14 protein-coding genes are annotated in these 12,559 nt (G+C 44.5%); 10 read left to right on the top strand and 4 right to left on the bottom strand.

Annotation, left to right across the window (positions count from 1 at the left end; genetic code table 11):
• Positions 1-108 precede the first annotated feature (108 nt).
• Both DXX93_RS09230 and bcp read left to right on the top strand, forming a co-directional pair.
• Positions 109-621: a glycine cleavage system protein R gene (locus DXX93_RS09230; protein WP_116007847.1), complete on the top strand. Its 513-nt coding sequence runs from the start codon at positions 109-111 to the stop codon at positions 619-621.
• A gap of 32 nt (positions 622-653) precedes the next feature.
• Positions 654-1,124 (top strand): thioredoxin-dependent thiol peroxidase, encoded by a 471-nt coding sequence (bcp, locus tag DXX93_RS09225; RefSeq protein WP_116007846.1) that lies wholly within the window; start codon positions 654-656, stop codon positions 1,122-1,124.
• 317 nt (positions 1,125-1,441) lie between these two features.
• Here bcp and DXX93_RS09220 read toward each other — a convergent pair whose 3' ends face one another.
• Both DXX93_RS09220 and DXX93_RS09215 read right to left on the bottom strand, forming a co-directional pair.
• Complete coding sequence (locus DXX93_RS09220; RefSeq protein ID WP_116007845.1) at positions 1,442-2,518, bottom strand: AI-2E family transporter; 1,077 nt, start codon at positions 2,516-2,518, stop codon at positions 1,442-1,444.
• Positions 2,519-2,525: 7 nt separating this feature from the next.
• On the bottom strand, positions 2,526-2,747 hold the full coding sequence (locus DXX93_RS09215) for a sulfurtransferase TusA family protein (RefSeq protein WP_116007844.1): 222 nt from the start codon (positions 2,745-2,747) through the stop codon (positions 2,526-2,528).
• Positions 2,748-2,849: 102 nt separating this feature from the next.
• Here DXX93_RS09215 and DXX93_RS09210 point away from each other — a divergent pair, with 102 nt between their 5' ends.
• The 5 genes from DXX93_RS09210 (at position 2,850) to DXX93_RS09190 (ending at position 7,786) form a co-directional block, all read left to right on the top strand.
• On the top strand, positions 2,850-3,485 hold the full coding sequence (locus DXX93_RS09210) for a hypothetical protein (RefSeq protein ID WP_116007843.1): 636 nt from the start codon (positions 2,850-2,852) through the stop codon (positions 3,483-3,485).
• A gap of 2 nt (positions 3,486-3,487) precedes the next feature.
• Positions 3,488-4,942 (top strand): M48 family metalloprotease, encoded by a 1,455-nt coding sequence (locus DXX93_RS09205; protein ID WP_116007842.1) that lies wholly within the window; start codon positions 3,488-3,490, stop codon positions 4,940-4,942.
• 42 nt (positions 4,943-4,984) lie between these two features.
• Positions 4,985-5,323, top strand: a complete 339-nt coding sequence (gene arsC, locus DXX93_RS09200) for an arsenate reductase (glutaredoxin) (protein ID WP_116007841.1) — start codon at positions 4,985-4,987, stop codon at positions 5,321-5,323.
• A gap of 12 nt (positions 5,324-5,335) precedes the next feature.
• Positions 5,336-5,725, top strand: coding sequence for a DUF2069 domain-containing protein (locus tag DXX93_RS09195; RefSeq protein ID WP_116007840.1), 390 nt, complete (start codon positions 5,336-5,338; stop codon positions 5,723-5,725).
• A gap of 135 nt (positions 5,726-5,860) precedes the next feature.
• A complete protein-coding gene (locus tag DXX93_RS09190; protein WP_116007839.1) occupies positions 5,861-7,786 on the top strand; it encodes a PKD domain-containing protein in 1,926 nt (641 codons plus the stop codon).
• A 148-nt stretch (positions 7,787-7,934) separates the two neighbouring features.
• Here the strand turns inward: DXX93_RS09190 and hda are convergent, their stop codons facing one another.
• Positions 7,935-8,690 (bottom strand): DnaA regulatory inactivator Hda, encoded by a 756-nt coding sequence (hda, locus tag DXX93_RS09185; protein WP_116007838.1) that lies wholly within the window; start codon positions 8,688-8,690, stop codon positions 7,935-7,937.
• The gene (locus DXX93_RS09180) at positions 8,687-9,802 is read right to left on the bottom strand and encodes a DUF2066 domain-containing protein (protein ID WP_116007837.1); all 1,116 of its coding nucleotides are present in this window, start codon (positions 9,800-9,802) and stop codon (positions 8,687-8,689) included. Before DXX93_RS09180 ends, hda begins: the two co-directional genes overlap by 4 nt.
• Positions 9,803-9,934: 132 nt before the next feature.
• Here DXX93_RS09180 and purM point away from each other — a divergent pair, with 132 nt between their 5' ends.
• The 3 genes from purM to DXX93_RS09165 are packed head-to-tail and all read left to right on the top strand — an operon-like array spanning position 9,935 to position 12,440.
• Entirely contained in the window at positions 9,935-10,981 is a 1,047-nt protein-coding gene (gene purM, locus DXX93_RS09175; protein ID WP_116007836.1) for a phosphoribosylformylglycinamidine cyclo-ligase, read from the top strand.
• Between the two features lie 5 nt (positions 10,982-10,986).
• A complete protein-coding gene (gene purN, locus DXX93_RS09170) occupies positions 10,987-11,631 on the top strand; it encodes a phosphoribosylglycinamide formyltransferase (RefSeq protein ID WP_116007835.1) in 645 nt (214 codons plus the stop codon).
• Positions 11,632-11,678: 47 nt separating this feature from the next.
• The gene (locus tag DXX93_RS09165; protein WP_116007834.1) at positions 11,679-12,440 is read left to right on the top strand and encodes a DUF3108 domain-containing protein; all 762 of its coding nucleotides are present in this window, start codon (positions 11,679-11,681) and stop codon (positions 12,438-12,440) included.
• Positions 12,441-12,559 lie beyond the last annotated feature (119 nt).

The following is a 12,559-nucleotide window of genomic DNA, read 5'->3' as shown; positions in this document are numbered from 1 at the left end:
TTAACACCGCTGCTTTTTCAAACAACCCAGATTAATTTTTGTTAACTGCTAATAATTTATAAGCTTCTGCGTTACAATGCTCGCCTTTTACTCAAACAGCGGCAACGAATGTCTCAATATCTAGTACTGACTGCGATGGGCGCAGATAGAAATGGTAGCGTCAGTGAACTTACCAATCTTGCGACCGAGTGCGAGTGTAATATTCTCGACAGCCGAATGGCGATCTTTGGTAAAGAGTTTACCTTTATTATGTTGTTGCAAGGTGATGCCCGTTCGATCAATTTGATTGAAGCGCGTTTACCTGCCATGGCGGTCGAACTTGAACTTATTACCATGATGAAACGTACCTCTGGCTACTTGACGCTAGACAAGACACAAATGTACAGCGCTGAGTACACAGGTATCGATCAACCCGGTATTTTAAAAGCCGTGACGGCTTTCTTTGCAAATCGCCAGATTGATATATCATCGCTAAAATCCGATATCGATCCTGTTACTAACAATATGAGTGCGATTATCGAGTTTACCGTTAATCAGGACACGAGTATCGACACCATTGAAACGGATTTTTTGCAGCTTTGCCAGCAATTTGATATCCAGGGCTGTATTCGCAAGCAATAACCAAATCAAAAACAAAAAGCAGGAATAATAAAATGAATACATTAACCGTGGGTGATACAGCACCACTATTTACCCTTCCTGATCAAGATGGAAACCCAGTTTCATTGCAAGACTACATAGGTAAACAACAAGTACTTGTTTATTTTTACCCAAAAGCCATGACACCCGGCTGTACTGTGCAAGCGCAAGGTCTGCGCGACAGCAAAGCTGAGCTTGAGCAGTTAAATACTGTTGTATTTGGCATTAGCCCTGACGAGAGCAAACGATTAGACAAGTTTTGCCAACGTGACGAACTAAATTTCACCTTATTATCAGACGTCGATCACAAAGTGGCAGACGATTTTGGCGTATGGGGTTTGAAGAAGTTTATGGGTAAAGAATACGATGGTATTCACCGCCTGAGCTTTCTTATTGGCTTAGATGGTAAAGTCAGCCACGTATTTAATAAGTTTAAAACGAAAAACCACCACGAAGTGGTACTAGACGTGCTTAACCAAATGTAATACCAATTGAATTGATTAATTGATCAATTCAGAGCGCTGTCAGCGGTGGGAGAACAAGCCAAATTTTTGTTGATATAGTTATTCTACATCTCATCAATTTGGCGCAGTTATCGCGACGCTGACACGCTCCCAAAGGGCGAGTTTAAAAGGCTCATATGCTGCGTTATTGATTTTGACAAGGGAGCGACCATTCTCTGCAATCAATGCCTTGCCTCTAAGCCTTTTAATTCTCGCTGAATGATTAAGTAGTTATTTCAATTGGTATAAGTCAATTATTGGTTATGGTTGAAGAAAAGACAAAGCCAATTGACATAAGGTTATGCAGTTACCGATTGCTCATCCTCAAGTGGCGTGGTTGGAAACGCATTAACCACAGCTTTCACTAAGGTGGCCAACGGGATCGCAAAAAATACCCCCCAAAAGCCCCACATACCGCCAAAGAAGATCACTGCGATAATAATGGTGACAGGGTGTAAATTAACGGCTTCAGAAAACAACACAGGCACCAGTAAGTTGCCATCAAGCACTTGGATAATACCGTACGCTAGCATCACGTAGCCAAACTCTGGGCTTACCCCAAACTGGAATAAAGCCACCAACATCACAGGCAGAGTAACCAGCGTTGCACCAACATAAGGAACTAGCACGGAAAGGCCAACTAGCACGCCAAGTAATACAGAGTATCGCAAATCTAGGAAAATAAACGTGATGGTACTGACCGAACCAATGATCAAAATTTCAATTAATTTACCGCGAATATAATTTAAAATTTGTTGGTTCATTTCCTTACCCACTTGGCTCGCCATACGGCGCTCTTTAGGCAAAAACTTGCTAAAACCAGTGACTAACTCGCGTTTGTCTTTGAGGAAGAAGAAAATCATGATCGGCACTAATATCAAATAGATGATCAGCGCCACTAAGTCTGACAGCGAATTCAACGTTGCTTCGACCGCTACTTGCCCCCACTCCAGAAGCTTGTCGTTGGTTAGCGCGATCATATGCTCTATTTGCTCCGCTTGAATAATCTCGGGGTAACGCTCTGGTAAGGTCATCAAATAAGTGCGACCTTCGGTGACCATATGCGGCACCTCTTGCATTAAATTAGTGCTTTGTTGCCAGATGATGGGCATTAACCCCAAAAACGTCACCATCGAGACACCGACAAAAGCGCCGACAACAATAATGACCGACCAGCCGTGCCCTACGCCCAAGTTAGTTAATCGATTTACCGGTAAATCGAGCAAGAAAGCGATTGCGATTGCAACAAATACTGGCATTAATAAGCTACTGAGAAAGTACACCCCCAGAAACGCCGTTACTAGAATAATCATCAGTGTAACTGCGTGTGGATCGGAGAATTTTCGTGTGTACCAGTCTTTAAAAAACCTGACCATAAAATCGTTACCTAACCCTAATATTGAGTTCTTGAATCCCGTTGTCATCAACTGATGAGGTGTAAGGATAATTTAGTTTATCGAGCAAGCGAGGAATATCACTTTTCGAACCTGTGTCTTTGATCAACAAGCGACAACTGTCGCCAAATTTCATTTTTTTCAATAGTACTCGTAACTTAACCAGTGGCAGTGGACATACTTCGTCACAGGCATCATAGTGATAATTCATCGTAAATTGCGACACAGCTCTTTTGTTTGATTATCTAATTTGCGACAATTGAATACAACAAGTGTCGTAGTTTAATTTCATTTTCAACCATTTGCGTTTTGTATGTCCGAAATACCTGAATTTATCGAACTCAAAGAAATCAACGCGTTAAAAAAACAGCTTACCTGGGGTGATGTTTCTGCCATTTACCACATGGTAGCCAGTTCTGCGGGTGAATTGGACGGTATTCTAACCCATGGCTTTGAAAGTGGCTTCACCAATATTCTCGACAAAGAGCAGTGGAATTTAGCACTGTTAAAAGGTAGCAAAGACGCCAACGGTAAAATTGTGGTCGCGACCAGACCTAAGATCAGTTTACGACACGTCTATAACGACATGGGCTACGAGCTTCACTGTTACCCTATCATTAACGGCGAACGCATTAACCAAAATCTGATTAACCATCCACTGTGCCCGTTTCAACGTTGGATTCCTGAAGCAATGCGCCGACTTTTTCGCGTCAACAGTTTAAAGTCATTTGTGATACTGACGGCCGAGATGGGTGATCAGGCCGATGTGCTGCTTGTTCGTCACATCTATCGACGAGTTGAACGATTAATTCGCTACTTGGATGAATCATTCGATATAGTAGAGGTCAAAGGACCTACTATTGCCCGATTTTTTCAGGAAGCAGTGAAACACAACAATGACTTACTGAGTGCTGATCTGGCCAATTCTAATAACAACCAAGTGGAATAATTTTGTTTAAGCTAAAACCTCTTTTAATCAGTATTGGGCTGTGCTTAACCATCAACAGCAATCCCTTGAATGCGCAGCAACAAAACAAAAACGAATTGCCGGAAATTGGCGCTGCGGGTTCCAGTATTTTATCCATCGATAAAGAGCGCGTGGTCGGTGCGGCTATGATGCGTCATTTAAGAGCAACACAGCCAATTTTGCACGACCCTGTCATTACCGAGTACGTCAACGATATCGGCAATCGCCTGGTTAGAAACGCTCAAGATGTTAACTATCAATTTAAATTTTTTGTTGTCAATAACAATGAGCTGAATGCTTTTGCCTTTTTCGGCGGGCACGTCGGCGTTCACTCAGGTCTGATCACCTCAGCAGATACCGAAAGCGAGCTGGCTTCTGTGCTAGCACATGAAATTTCACACGTTACCCAGCGCCATTTGGCTCGTCGCATAGAAGCGCAGTCGGCAACTCAGCCATTAACGCTTGCTGGCATGTTAGGTGGTGTACTACTGACATTAGTGAACCCAACGGTGGGTATCGCCGCCCTGAGTACCAGTGTTGCCGCAAGCCAACAAGCGTCTCTGAACTACACGCGCGGCAACGAAAAAGAAGCAGATCGCGTTGGTATCGCCCTGTTAGTTAACAGCAATTTTGACCCTATGGGTGCGCCAAACTTTTTCGGAAAAATGGCAGAGCGCTTTCGTTATAAATCTAAACCGCCCGCGATGTTACTAACGCACCCACTGCCGGAAGCACGTATAAGTGACGCCCGACTGCGAGCGCAAAACTATCCGCGCAGGCAGTTGCCGCCAAGTTTGTCGTTTGAACTTACCAAAGCACGCATTCAAGCGCGCTATCAAGGTGATCCCAAGCGCAATATTGCCTACTTTAAAAGTGTGTTAGAGAAACAACAATACGCGCTAAAAGACGCGGCAAATTACGGTTTAGCACTTGCCTATTTCGCCAACGAAGACTACCAGCAAGCCAAGGCGCTGCTTGAGCCGTTATTGGCTAACGATGCACGTAATTTGTTTTACGCCGACGCCTTAACTGACACTTACATCGCATTAGATGAGCACAAAAGCGCGATCGAGATGCTTGGTAAGCTCAACCTGTTAATGCCAAACAACCAAGTTGTTGCACTTAATTACGCCAATGCATTGCAGAAAAACGCGCAGTACGCACAAGCAGAGCAAGTGTTGCAAGATTTTTTACTGGTCAAGCCCAAGCACTTTATCGCGTACGACTTACTCAATGAAGTGTACCGAAAATCGAAAAAAACGGCACTTATGCACACTACACAAGCAGAGATATACGCCTTGTTAGGTGCTTATCCCAAAGCCATTGATGAATTACAAACGGCTTATAATTTTGCTGACGAGCAGCCGCTAATCCGAAAGCGCATTAAAGCTCGTATTCTTCAGTTTGAAGATCAGCAGAGCAAACTCAAACGTTTATAGCGCCTGCGCTAGATTATATATTCCGCAAACAATGAGAATTTTATGTTAACCATTTATCACAACCCACGCTGTTCTAAAAGTCGCCAAACACTACAACTTATTGAGGCTGCAAGTGCAGAGCATCAAGTGGTTGAGTACTTAAAAACGCCGTTGAACGAAACTGAATTGCGCCAATTGGCCGCCAAGCTCGGGGTTGCACCAATTGATATGATGCGCACTAAAGAAGCAGAGTTCAAAGAGCAGGCACTCAAAGATGCTAACGATGACGCGTTATTTACGGCCATGGCCAATACGCCTAAATTGATGGAGCGTCCAATCGTGGTCAACGCAGAGCAAGCGGTTATTGGTCGCCCACCCGAGAATGTAAACACTTTGTTGTAAGCGATACAATTGATGAAATCTATTGCAACAAATACCTACAAAAAAGTAGCACTGCTTGGTTATTTTGGCTTACTGGCCTTTATGCCACTTTGGCTTTTAGTGCTTGAGCCAAGTTCGCTTGGCCCTTGGTTGGCGGTGATTTTATTCGTCGTACCGCTATTTTTTCCATTTAAAGGCTTAATGCAGGGAAGTCCTTATACCTTTGCGTGGTCTAATTTTATTGTCATGTGGTATTTTCTCCACAGTTTGACCAGTTTGTGGGTATCAACTAACAAGATTTACCCAAGTATCGAATTACTGCTGGCAAGTTTGATGTTCTTTGGTGGCACTTACTACGCCAAGTATCGAGGCCAAGAACTTGGCTTGAGTATTCGCAAGAAAAAAGACGAAGATAACAACTAAGCGTGACAGCCAAACTCAGCGACTAGCGAAACGGGTAATAGTGAAGGCAGTAGATACGCTTAGTGTATTTCGGCGCACTAATTTATAGCATTAATTCATTGCATTCACTCGTTACATTAGTAAAGGAGATGTATCATGAAGAAAACACTTATCGGCTCTGCACTATTACTCGCGCTCAGTGGCTGCGGTGGAGGCTCCTCCTCAAATGAGCCAACACCTGCCCCCAACAACACAGGGCAAGGAGCGCGAGACGCGAGTGTTTTAGTCGATAATGCTAGTGCCAGTAAAACGGTGAGCACAGGCCAAGCCGTTGAGCTGATTCTGTACGCGCCAGATTCCAGCATTGCCAATATTCAATGGTCGCAACTAAGCGGCACCAATGTTGAGCTGCTGAGTGCAAGCCACAAACTCGTGTCCGTTGTGCCGACACAAAGCGGTAATTATCAATTCCAAGTCAATTTCAATGAAAATGGCGTCAGTAAATCGCTGACCACTGAATTCGATGTCAGTGCCGATCAGTCATTAATAACCGTACCCAGTGGCCAATCAGTACGAGCGCAAAACAAAGTGTCTCTGCGCGCTTTTGGTGGGGAGCGCAGTAATAACAGTAATAGCTTGTCTGAGCTTAGCTGGCAGCAAACATCTGGGCCAACTGCCGCTATAGCCAATCGAAGTGAACCCGTATTAATTTTTGACGCCCCTGTTGTTAACAGTGATACCGTGCTGACTTTCGAGGTAACAGCACGAGCCAACGGCCAATCAGCCACTGAAACCGTGAGCGTATTAGTTGAACAGGCGGCGAGTATCGCTGAAGCGGCTTATTTTGATGATCGTGTTGCAAACGTTTTTCCATACAATCGCAACAGCCAATACGCCAACCAACTGGTTAATTGCGTATATAGCAATACGCTGTCTTCTTCTTGTACTTTACAGCGCTTACCCCTCATTGCGCAGCAAACGTTAACGCCAACCGTAGATGACATTATGGATCGCGTCGTTGTGTCGCATCAGTGGATGGGCGACAACTTTAAAGCCTTTTTAACCCAGTTAGACCCGCATGATGATTTCAAGCAGCTACTTCGCGCCACCACCGCAGTTGTTATCTCTTATGATGTCAGGCCATCATTTTATTGGGCTGCTACCGGAGCGATTTATCTCGATCCTGAGAATTTTTGGTTAACTCCCCGTGAGCGCGATACCATTAACGAAGCGCCAGACTTTCGCTCGAACCTTGGCGGTGACTTGCAGTTCGCCATTCCTTGGCGTTATGTTAAAGACAATGAATACGCATTTGAATCTTACGATCGTGCAGAGCGAGTCAACCGCCCGTTATCAGCATTAACCTACCCACTAGGTTACTTGCTCTATCATGAATTGGCACATGCCAATGACTTTTTCCCACAAACAAACTGGCCATCGCTTGAGCGCGCAGATCGCGTACTCGACGCTGCGCTAGAAAATGCCACGCGCTCAGATTTATTGACCGCATTTAGCCCCTTGAATAGCCAAGTCATGCGAGATCTGGCACAAGTGCGCTATCGTACAGGTGAAGCAAATGACACACAAAAAGCTTATCTACCGCAAGATATTCAAACCTTGTTTGCACCTGATAAAGCTGTCCACTTTTATAGTTACAGTAGTGAGCGAGAAGATTTTGCCATGCTGTTTGAAGAGCTGATGATGCAGCACAGATATGGTGTCATTCGAGATGTCGCAATAACCAACAACCCAGATCATGTCAATTCCCCAAGTGATGACTACATTGTGCAATGGGGACAACGTGGTCGACTGGCACAGCCGCAAATTACCGATCGCATCGCCTTTACCAGCGATTATATTTACCCCGAATTTAATGCGCAATCAGCCATCGAGCGACTACCCAATACCTTGCCTTTTATCGTTGGTGAGACTTGGCGTGAAAACTTATCACTTTCGCCGGATGACAAGGGTCGTTTAAGCCAAGGCACTCAGCGCAGCAAAGTGCAACGTACAGATGGCAAGCAGCCACCAGCACAATATCATTATTACACTAAACCCCTGCCCCAATCAGAGCAGAGGTAAGTAGTTATGCAACCTGCGTTAGCCCTTTATTAGCTCTAACAGGCGAAAACAGAAAAGCTCAGCAACTAGGCTAAGTTTTTCTGTTTTAGGTAAGTATGTTTTAGATAAGTATATTTAAGCGAGGTTAATAACAGCACTTTAACCGAGGTTATTTTGCAGCGAGCGCTTCTTTAATAAAGGGGATGGTGATTTTTCGCTGCTCGCGGATCGAGAGTTTATCTAATGTATCGAGGTATTGGATCAAAACCGCAGTGTCGCGACTGAAGTGATTGAGCAAATATTTGATCACGTCGGTTTGAATGTTTAACCCGCGCTGCCCCGCTCGACGAGCCACTACGGCCATTTTTTCTTCATCCGTGAGCTGCTTCAATTGTTCGACGTAGCCCCAACTCAAACGCGATTTAAGATCAGGTAGCGATAAACCTAAATCGGGTACCGCACTGTTACCGGCGATAATGATAAGTTTGCCCTGCTCTTTAACGCGGTTAAACAAATCAAAAATCGCTTGTTGCCATTGTGAGCTAGCATTAATTACTTGAATATCGTCAACACAAATTAAATCCATTTGCTCTAAACCATCGAGTACTTCCACCGGCATGTTAACCACTTCAGACATCGGCAAGCACAGGGAGGACTTGCCCAGGCTATCGGCAAAATTACTGGCAGCGTGCAGCAAGTGTGACTTACCAGCGCCGGATAAACCAAACAAATAAAAGCTATTAACCGCTTCAATTAACTCTTGTTGCGGCGAGTTTTTCCCTTGCTTGCTAATCGCTAAACTGGGCTGTGCAACAAAATCGCGTAATATCCTTAACACCGTGAGGTTGGTATCCCCGGTATAGCTTTCAAAGGTTTCGTCATCAGGCAAATGCACAGCCAGTGCTAATTGTGCATCTTGCTTCATTGACGGCTCCAATAAAAAATAGGATTGGCTCCTGGCTCTTCACCTACTAACGGATCTATGTATTGCTGCAGTTGATCATTGAGTTTTAACGAGGCCAGCAAGGCTTTTTTCGACCCAAGTAGGTTCAGCTTAAACGTACGAATTTCTTGTTCCGCTTCCACTAAGGTGACTGACTCAACAGCGGATAAAGCAGACAAGAACTGATGAATTTCAACATAGGTGGTCAGTGAGTCAACATTGGCAACATCAATAACCAGTTCATTACTCAAGTCTGTCGACAGTGCATAGTCTTGATATACAACTGAGGCGACATCGGCCAGCACCTGCGAAAGCAAAGCCTCAACATTACTGCCCTCATAGGTTTGACCAAATTGCTGGCGTTCACCCACCAAACTCCAATCAACGGCAAACCAACTGGGTTGTTGACACAAAACCCCTTCACAAGCTACTTGCTCATTCGACGTGGTAATTAAGCTGCTATTTGAGATCCGCACGATAAGGTTGGCATCAACAAAATAACGCGCCGAGGCTTGCGTTGTTGCATCCGCAAAACGTCCCCATAAATCGGTAACATTAACATTTAACGAGTCTTCCAAGTCCATTAGCGGAAGAATCAGCGGTAAGCCACGTTCAGTAGAAAAATGGCGTACTTGAGCAGGCAGTAAAGAACCAGAGGACTCGGCAATGACATCGCGCGATAGGTTATCTTCGTTGAGCAACCAAACGAGTATCTGAGGTCTCAGGCTACCCCATATCGGTAAATTGAGGGTTTGGAAAAGTTGGTTAATCTTGCCCTCATCAAACATTGCAACAAGATAAAGATCACCATCGACGCGCTGATAGCGATATTGGGTTAAATATTGATTATAGCGATTTAACTGACGCTTAACGTCATCATTTGCCAGTACAGCGGCTTGCCCGCCTACTTTGAGTAGCACTGCCGACATGGCCTGCTTGATGGCTTGATTGCGCGCCTTGGTTGCTTGCGATTCAACAACGACTTTAGCTTGGTATAAATCAGTGACTTCTATCGCTGTTGCTGAAAATACGCTAAATATGGCGAAAAAAAAGACGAGCGCCTTGAACATTTTGTTTAATTGAATCAATTTCATAGTGGTGATCTTAACACACTTACTAGCAAAATTTTCATTTAAAAATAATTTCTGATAAAGATTTTATCTGCCTAAATGCGCTGTTAGAATATGCGCTTTCAAAAATCCCTTTTGAACATTTTGAGGTTTCTCGTGAGCGAACAAAAGCAATCCCTAAGCTATAAGGACGCTGGTGTCGATATCGATGCAGGCAATGAGTTAGTAGAAAATATCAAGGGCGCGGTAAAGCGTACAACTCGCCCAGAAGTCATGGGTGGTTTAGGTGGATTTGGCTCGATTTGCCAATTGCCAACGGGTTATAAAGAACCAGTGCTTGTTGCTGGTACTGATGGCGTTGGTACGAAATTGCGTTTAGCGATTGATTTAGCCAAACACGACACGGTTGGTATCGATCTTGTTGCTATGTGTGTTAACGACTTAATTGTTCAAGGGGCAGAGCCATTATTCTTCCTTGATTACTATGCAACGGCCAAACTTGATGTGCCGGTAGCGGCTAGTGTAGTAAATGGCATTGCCGAAGGCTGTGTGCAGGCAGGCTGTGCACTAGTTGGTGGTGAAACCGCCGAAATGCCAGGTATGTATCACCAAGGTGATTACGATATCGCTGGTTTCTGTGTGGGTGTTGCCGAAAAATCAAAAGTATTAGACGGCCAAAAAGTTGCTGCTGGTGATCAACTTATCGCCCTTGGCGCCTCTGGCCCTCACTCAAATGGCTACTCATTAATTCGCAAAGTGTTAGAAGTAAGCGCTAGCGATACCAACGAACTACTTGATGGTAAGTCAATTGGAGAACACTTACTTGAGCCAACCAAAATTTACGTTAAATCAGTACTTGCGCTGCTTAAAGAAGTAGACGTTCATGCCCTATCTCATATTACAGGGGGTGGCTTCTGGGAAAATATTCCGCGCGTATTGCCGGAAAATGCTCAAGCGGTGATCAATGAAACATCGTGGCAATGGCCGAGCATTTTCAATTGGTTACAAGAAAAAGGCAACGTCACGACCCATGAAATGTATCGCACCTTTAACTGCGGTGTAGGCATGATCATTGCGGTTCCAGAAGATGCCGTTGAGCAAAGCTTGACGATATTACGCGAACACGGTGAGCAAGCATGGCACATTGGTGAAATTAACACTAAAGCCGAAGGTCAAGCACAAGTCGTTATTGGCCAGGAGTAAATTTAATGTCCTGCCGAATTCTTGTGTTAATTTCTGGCAGTGGAACTAACTTGCAGGCGATTATTGACGCCTGCAAGACGCCAGACTATCCAGGACAAGTTGTTGGTGTACTATCTAACAAAGCCGAAGCCTATGGCCTTGAGCGCGCCGCCAACGAAAACATCCCAACCACAACACTTTCTCACCGTGATTTTGAATCAAGAGCAGCCTACGACCAAGCCTTAATGGCAGCCATTGACACATATCAGCCCAACATTGTTGTCCTTGCCGGCTTTATGCGGATATTGACGCCTGCCTTTGTGCAGCACTATCAAGGTCAACTCATCAACATTCACCCTTCTTTGTTACCTAAGTACCAAGGACTCAATACACATCAACGAGCAATTGATGCTGGTGACAAAGAGCACGGTGTTAGCGTACATTTTGTTACCGAAGAGTTAGACGGTGGCCCTGTTATTTTGCAAGCCAAAGTGCCAGTATTTGATGATGATACGGCGCAAGAGCTCGCCGCACGCGTACACGAGCAAGAGCATCGAATTTATCCTCTGGTGATTAAATGGTTATGCCAAGGCCGGTTACTAATGCGCAACGAACAAGCAGTACTTGATGATGTGCCTTTGCCTGTGTCAGGATATGCGAGCGATGATTAACATCGCTCACTAACTCCCCGACAATTATCGATACAGAGGTTATATTGATGTTAAAAAATTGGCTATTCGCCACCTTTGCGATGACTTCTTCAGCACTTTTTGTTTCTTCTGTGCATGCCAACGACGAAACTTCCTCAGCAGCTCAACCACTCGTCGAACCATTCTCTGCAAAATACACAATACTAAGAAAATCGAAATCGGTTGGCAGCGCGGTGCGCGAACTCAGTTATTTACCTAACGGCCTAGCTAAGTACAGTTACCACACAGAGATTGAATGGCTGGTCTTTTCAGACAGACGTGCTGAAACGTCCATTGTTGCTATTGACCAAGGGAAAGTAAAGCCAACGCACTACACATTCAAGCGCGAAGGTACAGGTAAAGACAAGGATTACGAATGGCAATATGACATCGGTGCTAATCAAGCCACTAATGTTAAAGAAAAGCGTACTCTCGAAGTCGACTTTCCCGACAATATCCAAGACAAACTCAGTTACCACCTACAAAATCGTTTCAACCTGATCGCCAATGCCCAACAACAAAATAAACAACAGCACTTTGTTTACCCCGTGGTAGGTACGTCAGGTAAAGTGAAAAACTATGTTTACGAATACGATGGTGAAGAAGAGTTGATGTTGCCCTATGGTTTAGTCAAAACCGTTCGTTTGAAACGCGAAGTAGCAGATAAGAAGCGCGCTACATACGCTTGGTTTGCACCAGAGCTCAACTACTTAATGGTCAAACTCTATCAAATGAAAGGCGGTGTTGAGCAATTTCAAGCGCAGCTTTCTTCTGTTACCCGTGGCGAATAAGCAGTTAATCGCTATCAGATGAATAAGGTAATTGAGTTGCTATAGCTAACCTTGTCATAGGTATCCTTGCTCTAGATAACCTTGCTAAGCGCTACAGCAACTCAATATAAATTTCTAAG

Origin of the sequence: Thalassotalea euphylliae, from assembly GCF_003390335.1 — a bacterium.
Classification (GTDB): domain Bacteria; phylum Pseudomonadota; class Gammaproteobacteria; order Enterobacterales; family Alteromonadaceae; genus Thalassotalea_F; species Thalassotalea_F euphylliae_B.
Note: the sequence above shows the minus strand (reverse complement) of the source record. Positions and strands in the feature narration are given on the sequence as shown.